The following is a 266-nucleotide window of genomic DNA, read 5'->3' as shown; positions in this document are numbered from 1 at the left end:
GTGATAGAGAGAGAATTCATCAAATGATGGTCATATTGTTAGACAATGCGATGAAGTATACGAATGAAGGTGGTCATATTCAAATCGATTGTACGCAAACGAACAGTTCGATTCGTATACGAGTGAAAGATGATGGGATAGGAGTGAAAGATGAGGATATCCCCAAACTCTTTAATCGTTTTTATCAAGGGGATAAAGCGAGAAGTGCGTCAGAAGGAGCTGGATTAGGCCTTTCAATCGCGAATTGGATTGTAGACAAGCATTAT

Annotated in this window: 1 protein-coding gene; it reads left to right on the top strand. The window is 39.5% G+C overall.

Annotated elements, in window-relative coordinates:
• A partial coding sequence (locus tag MR113_RS27770) for a sensor histidine kinase (RefSeq protein WP_242257507.1) occupies positions 1 to 266 on the top strand: 266 nt, incomplete at both ends.

It is taken from the genome of Bacillus cereus group sp. BfR-BA-01379 (assembly GCF_022663605.1).
Taxonomy (GTDB): domain Bacteria; phylum Bacillota; class Bacilli; order Bacillales; family Bacillaceae_G; genus Bacillus_A; species Bacillus_A mobilis.
The sequence above is the reverse complement of the archived record's forward strand: the minus strand, read 5'-3'. Positions and strand labels throughout refer to the sequence as shown.